Raw genomic sequence first — 12,057 nt, 5'->3', positions numbered from 1 at the left:
CATCCGCCCCCGCACCACCGAACTCCTCCGGCACGTGCACCGCATGCAGATCACTGCCCCGCAACGCGTCCAACGCCTCCTGCGGGAACCGCCCCTGCTCGTCCACCTCCGCCGCGAACGGAGCGATCTTCGCCTCAGCCAGCGAACGCACCGCCTCACGGAGCATCTCGTGCTCCTCGGAGATACGGAAGAGATCGAAGTCAGCCGCCCCTGCGCTGCCCGCCATGATGCCCGCCTCGTCCAGTGATCGAAGTCGATCCGGTGTTAACTACCGTTCAGTAGAGATCCTAGGGCTCCGACCTGCGGCTGCCTAGCGTCCCCGGCGTACGGGCGATCGAGGCCGGATCCGTCGGGGCGGATAGCATCAGAGGCACCCGTACAGGTCGAGTCCGCACAAAGGGGAACCCGTGACCCTCCGCATCTCCGTGATCGGCACCGGCTACCTCGGCGCCACGCACGCGGCCGCGATGGCCGAGTTCGGCTTCGAGGTGCTGGGCCTGGACATCGACCCCGACAAGATCGCCACGCTGACCGCCGGCCGCGTCCCGATGTACGAGCCGGGGCTGTCCGAGCTGCTGCTCAAGCACGTCGCCGGGCACGAGGGTTCGACCGGCCGGCTGCGCTTCACCAGCTCCGTCCAGGAAGCCGCGGAGTTCGGCGACGTGCACTTCGTCTGCGTCAACACCCCGCAGCGCAAGGGCGAGTTCGCCGCCGACATGTCGTACGTCGACGCCGCGATCGACGGCCTCGCCCCGTACCTGACCCGCCCGGTCCTGGTGGTCGGCAAGTCCACCGTGCCGGTCGGCTCGGCGAGCCGGCTCGCCGAGCGGCTGGCCGCGCTGGCACCCGTCGGCGCGGGCGCCGAACTCGCCTGGAACCCGGAGTTCCTGCGCGAGGGCTTCGCCGTCCAGGACACCCTGCGCCCGGACCGGATCGTCGTCGGCGCCCACAGCGAGCGCGCCGAGCGGCTGCTGCGCGAGGTGTACGCCGAGCCGATCGCGGCCGGGGTGCCGTTCCTGGTCACCGACTACGCGACCGCCGAGCTGGTGAAGGCCGCCGCCAACTCCTTCCTGGCCACCAAGATCTCCTTCATCAACGCGATGGCCGAGGTCTGCGAGGCGGCCGGCGCCGACGTCACGCTGCTCTCCACCGCGCTCGGGCACGACGAGCGGATCGGCCGCAAGTTCCTCAACTCCGGTCTGGGCTTCGGCGGCGGCTGCCTGCCCAAGGACATCCGGGCGTTCATGGCCCGGGCCGGCGAACTCGGCGCCGACCAGGCGCTGACCTTCCTGCGCGAGGTCGACTCGATCAACATGCGCCGCCGCTCCCGGATGGTGGAGCTGGCCCGCGAGCAGTGCGGCGGCGGCTTCCTGGGCCGCCGGGTGGCCGTCCTCGGCGCCGCGTTCAAGCCCAACTCGGACGACATCCGGGACTCCCCCGCGCTCAACGTCGCCGCCCAGATCCAGCTCCAGGGCGCCCAGGTCACCGTCTACGACCCGAAGGCCGTCGACAACGCCCGCAAGATGTTCCCCTCGCTCGCCTACGCCGACTCGGCCCTGGAGGCCGCCGAGGGCGCCCACGTCGTCCTGCACCTCACCGAGTGGGCCGAGTTCCGCGAGCTGGACCCGGCCGTCCTCGGTGCCGTGGTCGCCGAACGCCGCCTCCTCGACGGCCGCAACGTCCTGGACGCCGACGCCTGGCGCGCCGCCGGCTGGACGTACCGCGCCCTCGGCCGCCCCAGCTGACGCCTGCGGGAATCCGACGCCCGTGGTCGTCGTTGGCACCGGCATGACGAGCTACGGCGACGACGCGACGGTTCGCGAGATCCTCACCGGCACCGGCGACACCTGGGCGGTGGTGGGCCTGTCCGACAACACCGCCCGGGCCGCGTACGGGGTGGCCGGGGTGCTCCAGCGGTACGGCAAGCGCGTCGTGCCGGTGCACCCGAAGGCCGAGACCGTCCTCGGCGAGCCCGGCTACGCCTCGCTCGCCGAGATCCCGTTCCCGGTCGACGTGGTGGACGTGTTCGTGAACAGCGCGCTGGCCGGGGAGGTGGCCGACCAGGCGGTGGCGGCCGGGGCGAAGGCCGTCTGGTTCCAGCTGGGTGTGGTCGACGAGGCCGCGTACGCGCGGACCAGGACGGCCGGGCTCGCCATGGTGATGGACAGGTGCCCGGCCATCGAGATCCCGCGGCTGGGCTGAGCTCAGCCCTTTACGCCGTCCAGCTGCGCGATGGTGGCGATGGACGGGCGGCGGCCGGCCCGCAGCCCGGCGGCGACGGACTCGGCGTCGCGCAGGACGCGGACGGCGTTGTGCCAGGTGAGCTTGGCGAGGTCGGCCTCGGACCAGTTCCGGCGCAGGAGTTCGGCGATCAGGTTGGGGTAGCCGGCCACCGAGCCCAGGCCGTCGGGCAGGAACGCGGTGCCGTCGAAGTCGCCGCCGATGCCGATGTGGTCGATGCCGGCGACCTCGCGCAGGTGGTCGAGGTGGTCGGCGACGGTGGCCGGGGTGGCGATCGGGCGCGGGTTGGCGGCCTCGAAGGCGCGCTGGCGCTCCATCGCGGGCGGGGTGGTGTCGAGCGGGTGGAAGCCGTGGGCGCGCATGTTCTCGTCGGCGGCGAGGGTCCACTCGATGGCGGCGGGCAGGATGAACTTGGGCACGAAGGTGGCCATCGCCACGCCGCCGTTGGCGGGCAGCTGGGCGAGCACGTCGTCCGGGATGTTGCGCGGGTGGTCGCAGACGGCGCGGGCGGAGGAGTGCGAGAAGACGACCGGGGCCTCGGTGACCCGCAGGGCGTCGCGCATGGTGTCGGCGGAGACGTGCGAGAGGTCGACGAGCATGCCGAGCCGGTTCATCTCCCGGACGACCTCCTCCCCGAAGCGGGTCAGCCCGCCGGCCGCCGGCTTGTCGGTGGCGGAGTCGGCCCACGGCACGTTGTCGTTGTGGGTGAGCGTCAGGTAGCGCACGCCGAGCTCGTGGAGAGCACGCAGGGTGGCGAGCGAGCAGTCGATGGAGTGGCCGCCCTCGGCGCCCATCAGGGAGGCGATCCGGCCCTCGGCGCGGGCGGCCTCCATGTCGTCGGCGGTGCGGGCGAGCCGGAGCCGGTCGGGGTAGCGCTCGACCAGGGCGTGGACGAAGTCGATCTGCTCCAGGGTGGCGCTCACCGCGTGGTCGCCGGCCAGCCGGGTCGGCACGTAGACGGACCAGAACTGCGCGCCGACCCCGCCCTCCGCGAGGCGGGCGAGGTCGGTGTGCAGGCGGTCGCTCTGGTCGGCGGCCAGGTCGACCGCGCCGAGGTCGTACCCGGCCTGCTCGCGCATCGCCCACGGGAGGTCGTTGTGGCCGTCGACCACGGGGGCGGTGCGCAGCAGGGCCTTGGCGCGGTCCAGCGGGGTGGGGGAGTCCAGCTCGGTAGTCATACCGGCTGTTCTACCCCACCCGCCGCCGGGGTTACTTGCCGAAGCCGAAGGAGGAGGATCCGGCCACCTTGGCGCGGAGCTTCTTGCCCTTCTCGGTGGCCTGGTTGTTCAGCTCGGCCTGGAAGTCGGTCATCCGCTCGGTCAGTTCGGGGTCGAACGCGGCCAGCATCCGCACGGCGAGCAGGCCGGCGTTGCGCGCGCCGGCCACCGAGACGGTCGCGACCGGGACGCCGGCCGGCATCTGGACGATGGACAGCAGGCTGTCCATGCCGTCCAGGTAGCGCAGCGGCACCGGCACGCCGATGACGGGCAGCGGGGTGACGGAGGCGAGCATGCCCGGCAGGTGGGCGGCGCCGCCGGCGCCGGCGATGATGGCCTTGAGGCCGCGCCGGTGGGCGTTCTCGCCGTACGCGACCATCTCGCGGGGCATCCGGTGCGCCGAGACGACGTCGACCTCGTAGGGGATCTCGAACTCGTCGAGGGCCTGGGCGGCGGCCTCCATGACGGGCCAGTCGGAGTCCGAGCCCATGACGATGCCGACGAGCGGGCTCGAAGGGGAGGAGGTCATTCGGTGATCGTTCCTCGCAGGTAGGCGGCCGCGTGGCGGGCGCGCTCGCGGACGTCGTCGAGGTCGTCCCCGAAGACGTTGACGTGGCCGACCTTGCGGCCGGGCTTCACGTCCTTCCCGTACATGTGGATCCGCAGGCCGGGGTCGCGGGCCATGCAGTGCAGGAAGGCGTGGTACATGTCCGGGTAGTCGCCGCCGAGGACGTTGACCATGACGGTCCACTTGGCGCGCGGCCGGGGGTCGCCGAGCGGGAGGTCGAGGACGGCCCGCAGGTGGTTCTCGAACTGCGAGGTGACGGCGCCGTCCTGGGTCCAGTGCCCGGAGTTGTGGGGGCGCATGGCGAGTTCGTTGACGAGGATCCGGCCGTCCCTGGTCTGGAACAGTTCGACGGCGAGGTGGCCGGTGATGCCGAGGTCGCCGGCGATGCGCAGGGCCAGCTGCTGGGCCTCGTCGGAGAGGGCCGGGTCGAGGTCCGGCGCGGGGGCGGTGACCTCGGCGCAGACGCCGTTCTCCTGGACGCTCTCCACCACCGGGTAGGCGACGGCCTGGCCGCTGGGCGAGCGGACGACGTTGGCGGCGAGTTCGCGGACGAAGTCGACCTTCTCCTCGGCGAGCACCTGGACGCCGGCCAGGAACGGCGCCTGCGCGTCCTCCTCGCCGTCGACGACCCAGACGCCCTTGCCGTCGTAGCCGCCGCGGACGGTCTTCAGCACGACCGGGTAGCCGGAGCCCTCGTTCGCGAACGCGGTGACGTCGGCCGGGTCGGCGACGATCCGGTGGCGGGGGCAGGGCACGCCGATGGAGTCGAGCTTGGCCCGCATGACGCCCTTGTCCTGGGCGTTGACCAGCGCGTCCGGGCCGGGCCGGACGGCGATGCCGTCGGCTTCCAGGGCCCGCAGGTGCTCGGTGGGGACGTGCTCGTGGTCGAAGGTGATCACGTCGCAGCCGGCCGCGAAGCGGCGCAGCGTGTCGAGGTCGCGGTAGTCGCCGAGGACGACGTCGGAGACCACCTGTGCGGCGGAGTCCTGGGGCGTGTCGGCGAGGAGTTTGAACCTGACCCCGAGCGGGATGCCCGCCTGGTGTGCCATGCGGGCCAACTGCCCGCCGCCGATCATGCCCACCACTGGAAAATTCACATTGCCCGGGGAAGTCACCCCGCCAGGATATCCGGGCCGGTCGGGGGCGGTGGAACCGCTGGGGTGGGCTGGGCGTCCCAGTCAACCCGGAGCCCTGGGGGCTGAGCCGTTCGGTGGAAGCGGGTAGCCTGGACGGCTAGGTCCTGGTCTGCGCAGTCCGATCATGTGCGTGCACGCAGGGCTCAAGGGGTGGACGCGTCCACGCGATCCGCTCTTCGACCCGCAGGCACATGGAGGCAGCCCGGTATGGCGACGTCCGCAGCTTCGAGCCCTTCGCTCTCGCAGAAACTGCGGGGGCTGTCAGGCGAAGTGGTGAAGTTCGGCCTGGTCGGCCTGAGCGGCGTGGTGGTCAACTTCGCCGTGTTCTGGGTGTGCCTCAACGGGCTGGGCCTGGCCTCGCTGCGGTCCAACATCGCGGCGACGCTGATCGCCATCGCCACCAACTACCTGGGCTACCGCTACTGGCTGTACCGGGACCGCGACGCCGCCTCGCGCAAGCGGGAGATCACGCTGTTCCTGGTGTACAGCGGCATCGGCATGCTGATCGAGACCGGCGTGCTCGGCTTCTCGGTGTACGTGCTCGGCCTCGACTCGCACTACGAGCAGCTGGGCGCCAAGGTGGCCGGCCTCGCGGTGGCCACCGTGTTCCGCTTCTTCTCGTACCGGACCTGGGTGTTCAAGGCACTGCCCGAGCCGGTCGTGCAGGACGCGAGCGGCACCAGCGGCCAGGAGCTGGCCGCCCAGGCCGAGCTGATGCTGGCCGCCGAGCAGATCCGCTACGCCAAGGCCGAATAGCCGACCGGCCGTCCGCCCTGGACGGCCGTACCCCCGGCCGTACCCGCCCCCGGCTCAGTCCGCGTGGCTGCGGCCGAGGAAGAGCGCGAACACCGCGGGCTTCAGCGAGAGCAGTTCGAGCCGGCCCCCGTCCGCCTCCGCGAGGTCACGGGCGACGGCCAGGCCGATGCCGGTGGAGTTGCGGCCGCTGACGGCGCGTTCGAACACCCGGTTCCCGAGGTCCGGCGGCACGCCGGCGCCCTGGTCCTGCACCTCGACCACCACCGAGGTGCCGGAGGGCCGGACCCGCAGGGTGATCGTCCCGGCGCCGTGCATCAGCGAGTTCTCGATCAGGGTGGCCAGCACCTGGGCGACGGTGCCCGGCGTGCCGACGGCGGTGACCCCGTGCAGGCCCTCCAGGGACAGCACCCGGCCGGTCTCGCGCAGCGACGGCCCCCACTCCTCGACCTGCTGCTTGATCACCTCGTCCAGATCGAAGGCCACCGCGGTGGGGCTGCGCGGGTCGCGCTGGGTGGTGAGCAGCCGCTGGACGACGTCGGTGAGCCGTTCGACCTGCTGGAGGGCGATGGTCGCCTCCTCCTTGACGGTCTCCGGTTCCTCGGCGAGGGCGGTGATCTCCTCCAGCCGCATGGAGAGCGCGGTGAGCGGGGTGCGCAGCTGGTGCGAGGCGTCGGCGGCGAGCCGGCGTTCGGCGGTGAGCATCCGGGCGATCCGCTCGGCGCTGGTGTCCAGCACCTCGGCGACCCGGTCGAGTTCGGGCACCCCGTAGCGGCGGTCGCGGGGGCGCGGGTCGCCGGAGCCGAGCCGTTCGGCGGTCTCGGCCAGGTCGGTGAGCGGCCGGGCGAGCCGTTTGGCCTGCCAGACGGCGAGCGCCACGGCGGCCTGGACGGCCAGCAGGGCGACCACGCCGAGCAGCAGCAGCATGTTGGCGATCTCGTGGTCGACGTCCGCGCGGGACTGCTCGACGGTGACGACCTCGCCGCTGTTGCCGCGTTCGACGGCCTTCAGCAGGTGGCCGCCGGCCAGGCGTTCGCCGCTGGAGACGACGTCCTGGCCGGGGATCTGCACCTCGACGTAGCTGCCCTCGGTGACCTGGTTGTCGAAGGCCCGGCCGGTGACCGACTCACCCGCGGAGAGCCGGTTCTCGACCAGGGCGAGCACCCGGACGGCGGCCGCGTCCACCCGGTCCTGGGCCGAGTTGACGATGGTGCGCTTCTCGACCAGGGCGAGCGGCACGCAGAACACCACGACCACCACCAGGACGACGCCCAGCAGCGAGTTGATCATCCGGCGTTTCACGCTGCCGCTCCCCGAGGTGCTCCGCTTCGTCGGCCGACTCCCGGCCGCGATCTCCGTACGGGGCTAATTCTTCTCGAACCGGAACCCCACTCCGCGCACGGTGGCGATGTAGCGCGGGTTCGCCGCGTCGTCGCCGAGCTTCTTGCGGAGCCAGGAGATGTGCATGTCCAGGGTCTTGGTGGAGGTCCACCAGGTGGTGTCCCAGACCTGCCGCATGATCTCCTCGCGGGTGACCACCCGGCCGGCGTCCCGGACGAGGACGCGCAGCAGCTCGAACTCCTTGGCGGAGAGGGTGAGCTCCTCCTCGCCGAGCCAGGCGCGGTGGGACTCGATGTCGATCTTCACCCCGTGCGCGCCGGTGGTGAGCTGGTCGACGTTGCCGCGCCGGAGCAGGGCGCGGACGCGGGCGAGCAGTTCGGCCAGGCGGAAGGGCTTGGTCACGTAGTCGTCGGCACCGGCGTCGAGGCCGACCACGGTGTCCACCTCGTCCGCGCGGGCGGTGAGCACCAGGACGGGGCAGCTCTTGCCGTCGGCGCGCAGGCGGCGGCAGACCTCCAGGCCGTCCATCTCGGGCAGGCCGAGGTCGAGGACGACGAGGTCGACCTCCTCGGTCAGGCCCGCGGCCAGTGCGGTCGGACCGTCCTCGCGGACGAGCACCTCATAGCCCTCACGTCGCAGGGCTCGGGCGAGCGGTTCGGAGATCGCCGGATCGTCCTCGGCGAGCAGCACACAGGTCATGTGGTGATGGTAGTCCGCCCGGGTATGGCGGACTGCCTTGTGAGGTAGTTCACAGAGCGTGATCGTTACACAAGGGCCCCTTCAGGCCCAACACGCCGTCGCAGACCGCCTGTTCGGTGAAGAATCCGGCCTTCAATCTTGAAATTGAAGGGAAATTTGCCCGTCTACCATCGATAGATCGGGCAGATCTGTCACGGACTTTGCCATTCCCATACCTGATTCGTGGCTTTTGTCATCTGATAACGCTAAATATCGCCACGTAGAGTGGTTCCGTCCACGTCCGCCGCCACCCCCCTTGGCGGACGCTGTCAGGCAAGGAACCCCTACTCATGGCGTCTACCACCCTGGAAGCCGGCCTCACCCCGGCCTCGCCCAGCGGCAAGACCTTCCTCGGTCACCCCCGAGGGCTCGCCACGCTCTTCCTGAGCGAGATGTGGGAGCGCTTCAGCTACTACGGCATGCGCGCCCTGCTGGTGCTCTACATGACCGCCTCCGTCACGGACGGCGGCCTCGGCATGAAGCTGGCGACCGCCGGCGCCGTGTACAGCGTCTACACGGCCATGGTCTACCTGCTGGCCCTCCCGGGCGGCTGGATCGCCGACCGCTTCCTCGGCGCCCGCAAGACGGTCGCGATCGGCGGCACGATCATCATGGCCGGCCACTTCCTGCTGGCCGTGCCGTTCACCGGCGCGTTCTTCGCCGGTCTGGTCTGCATCGCGGTGGGCTCGGGCCTGCTCAAGGCCAACATCTCCACGATGGTCGGCCACCTCTACGACGGCCCGAACGACCCACGCCGCGACGGCGGCTTCACGATCTTCTACATGGGCGTCAACCTCGGGGCCTTCTTCGCCCCGCTGGTGGTCGGCACCGTCGGCCAGAAGGTCGACTGGCACCTGGGCTTCGCCCTGGCCGGCATCGGCATGGCGCTCGGCCTGGTCCAGTTCCTGCTGGGCACCCGCCACCTGAGCCCCACCAGCGACATCGTGACCTCGCCGATCGGCGCGGACGAGAAGCGCAAGATCTTCCGCAAGGCCGGCATCTGGCTGGCCGCGGCGGTCGTCTTCTACGGCATCGTCGTCTCCACCGGCCACTTCACCATCGACTGGGCGGTCTGGCCGCTGTCCATCGCCGGCCTGGCGATCCCGGTCTTCGTGTTCGCCAAGGTGAAGCGCGACAAGGACCTCAGCGCGGACGAGCAGTCCAAGATGAGCGGCTACATCTGGTTCTTCGTCGCCGCCGCCGTGTTCTGGATGATCTACGACCAGTCCGGCTCGACGCTGAACGTCTTCGCCAAGGAGCACACCGCCTCCACGCTGTTCGGGATCAACTTCCCGTCCAGCTGGTTCCAGTCGCTCAACCCGCTGTACATCATGGCGCTGGCCCCGGTCTTCGCCTGGCTCTGGGTCTCCCTGGCCCGCCGGTCGAAGAACCCCAGCACCACCATGAAGTTCGCCTTCGGTCTGCTGATGATCGGCGCGTCCTTCCTGGTCATGATGGCGGCGATGGGCGCCGCCTCCGGCGACGCCAAGGTCACCCCGCTGTGGCTGGCCATGGTCTACCTGGTCCAGACCGTCGGCGAGCTCACCCTCTCCCCCGTCGGCCTGTCCGTCACCACCAAGCTGGCCCCCACCAAGTACGCCAGCCAGATGGTCGGCGTCTGGTTCCTCGCCGTCACCGCCGGCGACTGCGTGGCCGCCATCTTCCAGCTGGTGCTGGGCGACAAGGTGGTCGGCAGCACCTGGTACTTCGCGGTCCAGGGCGCCATGGCGATCGTCGCCGGCATCGCGCTGGCGACGTACCGCAAGCGGGTCGTCACGCTCATGGGCGACGTCCACTGACGCCCACACCCGCCCGAGCCGGGGCCGCCGCGGATTCCTGGGATCCGCGAGCGGCCCCGGCCGTTTTTCGCTCGACAGCGCCGCTCCGGCCGTGCCTATGGTGCCCGGCATGACGACCGACCCGTTACCGCGCCAACTCGCCCGCACCCGGCGCTTCACCCTGGGCGCCCCCACCCACCCGGGCATCACCGCCGACGGCACCGCCGTCCTGTTCCTGCGCAGCCGCGGCGACACCGACCCGCTGGCCTGCCTCTGGGCGCTCGACACCGCCACCGGCCGGGAACGGCTGATCGCCGACCCGGCCGCGTTGGGCGCCGGCCCCTCCACCGACGGCGCCACCGACGGCATCACCGGTTACAGCACCGACGCCACCGGCCGGCTCGCCGCCTTCGCGCTCGACGGCGCCCTCTGGCTCGCCGACACCGCCGACGGCACCGTCCGCGCCGTCCCCACCGCCACCGCCACCGGCGTCCACGACCCACGGCTCGACCCGACCGGCCGCCGGATCGCCTACACCGGCGACGGCGCTCTGCGCGTGGTCACCGTCAACGGCACGAACGGCACGAACGGCTCGGACGGCACGGACGACGGGGGCACCGCGGACGACCGGGCGCTCGCCGAGCCCGAGGCCGGGGACCTCGCGTACGGCGTCGCCGAGTACGTCGCCGCCGCGGAGATGTACCGCACCCGCGGCCACTGGTGGTCCCCCGACGGCACCGCGCTGCTCGTCACCCGCGTCGACGAACGCCCCGTCCACCGCGTGCACCTCGCCGACCCGACCGACCCGCAGCACCCACCGCGCGTGATCCGCTACCCGCTGGCCGGCACCGCCAACGCGGAGGTCTCGCTCCTGCTGCTCGGCCTCGACGGCACCCGCACCGAGGTCCGCTGGGACCGCACCGCGTTCGAGTACCTCACCGCCGCCGGCTGGGACGCCCACGGCCCGTACGCCGCCGTGCAGAGCCGCGACCAGCGCACCGTCCGCACTCTGGCGATCGGGCCCGACGGCGCCACCCGGGTGCTCGCCGAACGCCGCGACGAGCACTGGGTCGAACTCCTCCCCGGCCTGCCCGCGCGCACCGCCGGCGGCGCCCTGGTCGACACCGCCGACCTCGGCGACACCCGGCACCTCACCGTCGACGGCGAGCCCGTCACCCCGCCCGGACTACAGCTGTGGGAGGTGCTCGGCACGGACGGCGAACAGGTCCTGTTCACCGCCCTGGAGGACCCCACCGAGACCCACCTCTGGCACTACGAACCGGGCCGCGGCATCCGGCGGCTGAGCAGCGGCCCCGGCGTCCACACCGGCGCCCGGCGCGGCGGCACCCTCGTCGTCACCACCCGCTCCGAGGGCTTCCCGGCCGGCCGCACCACCGTCCACCGCGACGACCGGACGGCGCACCCGATGGCCTCGTACGCGCAGCCGCCCGTCCTCGCCGCGCGCCCCGAACTGCTCCGCCTCGGCCCCCGCGAGCTGCGCGCCGCGCTCTTCCTGCCCACCGGCCACCGCCCCGGCGGCGCCCCGCTGCCCGTCCTGCTCGACCCGTACGGCGGGCCCGGGATGCACAAGGTCACCAGCGGCGGCGCGTGGTGGGGCCGGGTCTCCCAGTGGTTCGCCGACCAGGGCTTCGCGGTGCTGGTCGTCGACGGCCGCGGCACCCCCGGGCGCGGACCGCACTGGGACAAGACGATCTACGGCGACAAGGCCGGCCCCGCCCTGGCGGACCAGGTCGAGGGCCTGCACGAGGCCGCCCGGCTGCGGCCCGGACTGCTCGACCTCGACCGGGTCGGCATCCGCGGCTGGTCCTACGGCGGCTACCTCGCCGCCCTCGCCGTCCTGCGCCGCCCGGACGTCTTCCACGCCGCCTCCGCCGGGGCCGCCCCCACCGACTGGCGGCTCTACGACACCCACTGGCAGGAGCGCTTCCTCGGCCACCCCGACGAGCACCCCGCGCACTACGACGACGGCTCCCTGATCGCCGTGGCCCCGGAGCTGCGCCGCCCACTCCTGCTGATCCAGGGCCTCGCCGACGACAACGTCTTCCCCGCGCACACCCTGCGGCTCTCCCACGCCCTCCTCGCCGCCGGACGCCCGCACGAGGTCCTGCCGCTGCGGGCCACCGGCCACCGGCCGACCGACGAGGCCGTGGTGGAGCACCTGCTGCTGCATGAACTGGAGTTCCTGCGGAGATCGTTGGGCGTGGGCTGAGCGGCGCCCGCGCCACCGAACGCCGCAGCCTGGTCACTGGCGCGTAGAAAGCACC

Annotated in this window: 11 protein-coding genes; 5 read left to right on the top strand and 6 right to left on the bottom strand. The window is 72.0% G+C overall.

Annotated features, from left to right (window positions below; genetic code table 11):
- A partial coding sequence (locus ACFVX9_RS36320) for an acyl-CoA dehydrogenase family protein (protein ID WP_387986129.1) occupies nt 1-226 on the bottom strand: 226 nt, incomplete at its 3' end.
- A 181-nt stretch (nt 227-407) separates the two neighbouring features.
- Between ACFVX9_RS36320 and ACFVX9_RS36315 the strand changes: the two genes are divergently transcribed.
- Nucleotides 408-1,745, top strand: coding sequence for a UDP-glucose dehydrogenase family protein (locus ACFVX9_RS36315; protein WP_387986127.1), 1,338 nt, complete (start codon nt 408-410; stop codon nt 1,743-1,745).
- A gap of 43 nt (nt 1,746-1,788) precedes the next feature.
- Nucleotides 1,789-2,202, top strand: a complete 414-nt coding sequence (locus tag ACFVX9_RS36310; protein ID WP_363588081.1) for a CoA-binding protein — start codon at nt 1,789-1,791, stop codon at nt 2,200-2,202.
- 2 nt (nt 2,203-2,204) lie between these two features.
- Here the strand turns inward: ACFVX9_RS36310 and ACFVX9_RS36305 are convergent, their stop codons facing one another.
- The 3 genes from ACFVX9_RS36305 to ACFVX9_RS36295 are packed head-to-tail and all read right to left on the bottom strand — an operon-like array spanning nt 2,205 to nt 5,123.
- On the bottom strand, nt 2,205-3,419 hold the full coding sequence (locus ACFVX9_RS36305; protein WP_380560439.1) for a dipeptidase: 1,215 nt from the start codon (nt 3,417-3,419) through the stop codon (nt 2,205-2,207).
- A 31-nt stretch (nt 3,420-3,450) separates the two neighbouring features.
- A complete protein-coding gene (gene purE / locus ACFVX9_RS36300; protein WP_063349101.1) occupies nt 3,451-3,987 on the bottom strand; it encodes a 5-(carboxyamino)imidazole ribonucleotide mutase in 537 nt (178 codons plus the stop codon).
- The gene (locus ACFVX9_RS36295) at nt 3,984-5,123 is read right to left on the bottom strand and encodes a 5-(carboxyamino)imidazole ribonucleotide synthase (RefSeq protein ID WP_380346324.1); all 1,140 of its coding nucleotides are present in this window, start codon (nt 5,121-5,123) and stop codon (nt 3,984-3,986) included. Before ACFVX9_RS36295 ends, purE begins: the two co-directional genes overlap by 4 nt.
- A gap of 246 nt (nt 5,124-5,369) precedes the next feature.
- On the opposite strand from ACFVX9_RS36295, the gene ACFVX9_RS36290 reads away from it, so the two are divergent.
- On the top strand, nt 5,370-5,918 hold the full coding sequence (locus ACFVX9_RS36290) for a GtrA family protein (RefSeq protein ID WP_380485405.1): 549 nt from the start codon (nt 5,370-5,372) through the stop codon (nt 5,916-5,918).
- A 54-nt stretch (nt 5,919-5,972) separates the two neighbouring features.
- On the opposite strand, the gene ACFVX9_RS36285 is transcribed toward ACFVX9_RS36290, so the two are convergent.
- Nucleotides 5,973-7,217, bottom strand: a complete 1,245-nt coding sequence (locus ACFVX9_RS36285; protein WP_063349098.1) for an ATP-binding protein — start codon at nt 7,215-7,217, stop codon at nt 5,973-5,975.
- Nucleotides 7,218-7,280: 63 nt separating this feature from the next.
- A complete protein-coding gene (locus ACFVX9_RS36280) occupies nt 7,281-7,955 on the bottom strand; it encodes a response regulator transcription factor (protein ID WP_030290974.1) in 675 nt (224 codons plus the stop codon).
- 329 nt (nt 7,956-8,284) lie between these two features.
- Here ACFVX9_RS36280 and ACFVX9_RS36275 point away from each other — a divergent pair, with 329 nt between their 5' ends.
- Both ACFVX9_RS36275 and ACFVX9_RS36270 read left to right on the top strand, forming a co-directional pair.
- Nucleotides 8,285-9,793 (top strand): peptide MFS transporter, encoded by a 1,509-nt coding sequence (locus ACFVX9_RS36275; protein ID WP_063349097.1) that lies wholly within the window; start codon nt 8,285-8,287, stop codon nt 9,791-9,793.
- Between the two features lie 109 nt (nt 9,794-9,902).
- Complete coding sequence (locus tag ACFVX9_RS36270) at nt 9,903-12,002, top strand: prolyl oligopeptidase family serine peptidase (protein WP_387986123.1); 2,100 nt, start codon at nt 9,903-9,905, stop codon at nt 12,000-12,002.
- The last annotated feature ends 55 nt before the right edge of the window (nt 12,003-12,057 follow it).

This window comes from Kitasatospora sp. NPDC058243 (assembly GCF_042882025.1).
In the GTDB taxonomy this organism is placed as follows: Bacteria; Actinomycetota; Actinomycetes; order Streptomycetales; family Streptomycetaceae; genus Kitasatospora.
The sequence above is the reverse complement of the archived record's forward strand: the minus strand, read 5'-3'. Positions and strand labels throughout refer to the sequence as shown.

What these genes read in the sequence shown, in the direction of transcription:
- ACFVX9_RS36305 (WP_380560439.1), bottom strand. Translation starts at nt 3,419, where the DNA reads ATGACTACCGAGCTGGACTCCCCCACCCCGCTGGACCGCGCCAAGGCC.
- ACFVX9_RS36270 (WP_387986123.1), top strand. Translation starts at nt 9,903, where the DNA reads ATGACGACCGACCCGTTACCGCGCCAACTCGCCCGCACCCGGCGCTTC.
- ACFVX9_RS36290 (WP_380485405.1), top strand. Translation starts at nt 5,370, where the DNA reads ATGGCGACGTCCGCAGCTTCGAGCCCTTCGCTCTCGCAGAAACTGCGG.
- purE (WP_063349101.1), bottom strand. Translation starts at nt 3,987, where the DNA reads ATGACCTCCTCCCCTTCGAGCCCGCTCGTCGGCATCGTCATGGGCTCG.
- ACFVX9_RS36310 (WP_363588081.1), top strand. Translation starts at nt 1,789, where the DNA reads ATGACGAGCTACGGCGACGACGCGACGGTTCGCGAGATCCTCACCGGC.
- ACFVX9_RS36275 (WP_063349097.1), top strand. Translation starts at nt 8,285, where the DNA reads ATGGCGTCTACCACCCTGGAAGCCGGCCTCACCCCGGCCTCGCCCAGC.
- ACFVX9_RS36280 (WP_030290974.1), bottom strand. Translation starts at nt 7,955, where the DNA reads ATGACCTGTGTGCTGCTCGCCGAGGACGATCCGGCGATCTCCGAACCG.